Below are 3,745 nucleotides of genomic sequence, written 5' to 3'. Positions count from 1 at the left end.
GGGGGGAGGGGGCGGCCCCGGTCAACTCCGGAACAGCGCGGTCCAGAGGAAGGGTTCGCCGAAGTGCGGGGACTCGGGCGGCTCGTCGCGCATGCGGCGCAGTTCGACCTCCGTCAGATCGGAGAAGATCCAGCGCAGTGACTCCGGCGTGTAGGCGAGACCGCCGTGCAGGCCGGCTTGCTGGTAGAAGGCGGGGTCGGGCAGCTCGGAGCCCATGCCGCCGGCGGCGAAGCAGGTGAGGGAGAAGTGGCCGCCCGGAGCGAGGACGCGGTCGATGAGAGCGAGGTAGCTGACACGGCGGTGAGGCGGCAGGTGGTGGAAGCACCCGGAGTCGTGGATCAGGTCGTAGGGCGCGGTCAGTTCGGCAGCGACCCCATCGGGCGCGAAGGCGTCACCGCAGTGGAAACGCAGGCCGCAGGCGACCCCCGCCTCACGGGCGCGCTCTTCGGCCCAGGCGATCGCGGTGGGGGAGAGGTCGATGGCGTCCACCTCCCAGCCCCGGGAGGCGAGGTGCAGAGCGTTCCGGCCCGGTCCGCAGCCGAGGTCGAGGGCTCGGCCGGCCGGGGCGACCAGCTTCCGGTCGAGGTGGGACACGAGGCTCTCGTCCGGCTTCGCCACGAAGAACGGCACGGATCTGGAGCGGTCGGCGTAGAAACCGTCCCACCAGTCGGCGCCGCCCTGACTCCAGCGGTCGGCCTCGGGTGCGAACAGGCCGTCGAGGAGTGTGAGTACGTCTTCGACGGTGCGGATGTTCCGGTCCGTCGGGATCGGTTGATTGCTCGGGTTCTTCCGGTCCACAGGTCCCCCTTCCGAGACAGGTCGACGCTAGGCCGAAGGGAGGGAAAAGACCAGCTCAGGCCGGGTGCCCGGAGTGGTCCTGCAGGGCATGGACGGGCTTGCGCGAACCGGATGTCCCCCTCTGCCGTAGCCCGTGTGCCGGGTCGTTCGCGCCTGCCCCGGGGCTCGTCTCGGGGGTGTTTCCGGTGGAGCGCGGGTCACTTTCTCGTCGAGTTCGGAATCCGGAGTCGGAGTCCGGAGCCTTGAGTCTGGAGCCCGCGTCCGAGCCACTTTCTCGAGAGCCGCCGCACCACCCGCGTGGCCAGCGTCGCGTACCCGATGCCGATCGCAAGGGAGGCGAAGAGGGCGAGGACGGGGAAGTCGTCCCGAAGGAGGGGGTAGACCTGGAAGTGGGTCAGGTAGATGTACAGAGAACTGCTCGCCAGCACGCCCGCGACGCGGTTGAGCGGACCCAGGCTGGGGAGCGTCGGCACCCAGATCAGCAGGGACAGCCCGGTCACCACGAGGGCGGTGCGCAGGGGCTGGTCGCCGAACAGACCCGGTGTGGTGAGGGCGAGCGTGGCCGTGAGCAGGGCGCGCTGCCGTACGGACGTCGCCCGGGCCGCCGCCCAGCCCAGGGCGAACAGCCAGAAGACCACGGCGGGGCCCAGATGGAAGCGGGCGGGGGCCAGTTCCAGCAGGTCGTAGCGGCCGATCAGACCGATCGCCACCAGTGTCAGCGGCACCCCGAAGGCGTGTCGGCGCTCCAGCCGGTCCAGCAGCGGTACCGCCATCAGCACGCCCAGCACCAACAGGAAGTAGACCAGGGCCTCCACGAACCAGTAGTGCCACTCGTGGCGTTCGGTGCCCTGGTCGAGGAGGCTGTTGAGCAGCAGGGCGTTGGCCGGGTCGTACAGGCCGGTCAGCACCACCGCGCCGGTGATCCACACCACGCTCGGTACGGCGATGCGGGCGATGCTGCGCCACAGGTGCCGTAGGCGCTCGCGGTGGGCCGCGGCGGTCAGATGGAAGCGGGCGAAGTTGAAGCCCGCCACGCCGATCAGGACATGGGCGCTGCCCTGGAGCGAGAAGACCGGGATGTGGGACCCGACGATGAGGACGATCCCGATGGCCCGTAGGGCGATCCCGGTCTCCAGGGAGCGTGGGCGCTGCGGTGGCCGCGGGGAGCGGTCGGGCCCCACGGGGGAGTCCGCTTCCCGTCCGGGCGTTGCCAGTGAGCGCAGTTCGCGGATCGGTCTCGTGTGCCAGTCGGTGGGCAGGACGCCGAGCGCCTCCTCCAGCCGCAGGGACATCTCGACGTAGCAGAGCGAGTCGCCGCCCAGGCCGACGAAGGTGCTGTCCTCGGTGACGGTGGCCGCGGGACGGTCGAGGATCTCGGCGTAGAGCGCGCGCAAGCCACGCAGGTCACGCACGTTCCCGGCCGGGAAGGGCCGTTCCTCCGGCACCGGGCGCGTCAGGCGTCGTACGGCTTCGTAGTCGGGCTTGCCGGTGGCGAGCCGGGGGAGTTCGGCGAGGGCCCGGACCCGTACCGCGCGGGCCGGAAGCCCGCATCCCTCCGCGACCAGCCGCCGCAGCTGAGCCTCGTCCTCCCCGCTGCCCACCGCCGCCACCGCCAGCGCGTCACCGTCCCCCGAGCAGTAGGCCGTGACACCGTGCTCCTCCAGCAGTGTCTCGACGCGCTGCGGGTCGATCCGCAGACCGAGGATCTTCGCGAACCGGCTGCGGCGGCCGACGATCTCGTACAGCCCGTCGGGAGCCCGCCGGGCGAGATCACCCGTGTGCAGCTCCCGTACGGTGCGGCCGAGGGCGAGGTCGGCCGGGGTCTCGGCGTAACCGAGCATCACGTTCGGCCCCGAGTAGACGAGTTCACCGGTCTCCGGGCCGTGGCCGTTCCCCTCCGCGGGGGCCAGCCGGAAGGACCCGCCGGGTATCGGCACCCCCACGGCCTCAGGGCGCTTTGCGGCGAGGTGCGGCGGCAGGTACGCCATGCGGGCCGTCGCCTCGGTCTGCCCGTACATCACGAACAGCTCCCAGCCGGAGCGGCGCCCCAACTCGGCGTAGCGCGCCACGCGTTCCGGGGCCAGCCGCCCCCCGGCCTGGGTGACGCGGAGCAGATGCGGCAGGTCCATCCGCGCGAAGCCGACGCGGTCGAGCAGGTCGAAGGTGTACGGCACCCCGGCCAGCGAGGTCCCGCGGGCCGTGCGGAACTCCTCCCAGAAGGCGGGGTCCGACACCGACCGGTCCGTGAGGATCAGCCCGGCCCCGCGCACCAGATGGCTGTGGATGACCGACAGGCCGTAGCAGTAGTGCGGGGGGAGGGTCGTCGCCGCGCGGTCGGTGTCGGAGATGCCGAGGTAGGTGGCGATGGACTCGGCGTTGGCCTGCACGTTCTCGTGGGAGAGCCGCACCAGCTTGGGCGAGCCGGTCGAACCCGAGGTGCTGAGCAGCAGCGCGAGGTCCGGGTGGAGGGTGTGGGCGCTGCCGCGGCGCCGTTCATCGAGGGACCAGACACCGCGGCGGTCCGCCCGGGCCACCACGTCCGGGTCGTACGCGGCGGTCAGGGCGTCGATCGTGCTGTCACTGTCGCCGGGGACGAGGAGTACGGGGTGGCCCGAGGCGAGGGCCGCGAGGTGGACCACGAGCGCGTCGGGCCGGTTGGCCCCGGCCAGGAGGACCAGCCGGCGTACGGGGCCGAGGCGTTCGGCGGTGGCGGCGACGCGTTGGGCGAGTGTGCGGTAGCTCATGTCACCGGTCGCGGTGTGGAACGCGACGCGGTCGCCGTACGAGGCGAGTTCGCGGGCGAAGGGCACACCGCGCGGCCGTATGGGGCGTGCGGTGTGCGGTCGCCCGGGCCGTGCGCTGGGCTGCCCTTCGGACGGCTCCGGGAGCGGAAATGGAAACGGAGCCGGGGTGGGGCGCGGGCTGGGAATGGCGGACGGAGCAGGGG

2 protein-coding genes are annotated in these 3,745 nt (G+C 72.1%); both read right to left on the bottom strand.

Annotated features, from left to right (window positions below):
* Positions 1 to 21: 21 nt before the first annotated feature.
* A complete protein-coding gene (locus tag FNH04_RS42870) occupies positions 22 to 798 on the bottom strand; it encodes a class I SAM-dependent methyltransferase (RefSeq protein ID WP_322725497.1) in 777 nt (258 codons plus the stop codon).
* A gap of 197 nt (positions 799 to 995) precedes the next feature.
* Positions 996 to 3,608, bottom strand: coding sequence for an AMP-binding protein (locus FNH04_RS42865; RefSeq protein ID WP_322725496.1), 2,613 nt, complete (start codon positions 3,606 to 3,608; stop codon positions 996 to 998).
* Between the last annotated feature and the right edge of the window lie 137 nt (positions 3,609 to 3,745).

It is taken from the genome of Streptomyces phyllanthi (assembly GCF_009377205.1).
Lineage (GTDB): Bacteria > Actinomycetota > Actinomycetes > Streptomycetales > Streptomycetaceae > Streptomyces > Streptomyces phyllanthi.
This window is presented reverse-complemented; position numbering and strand designations above follow the sequence as displayed.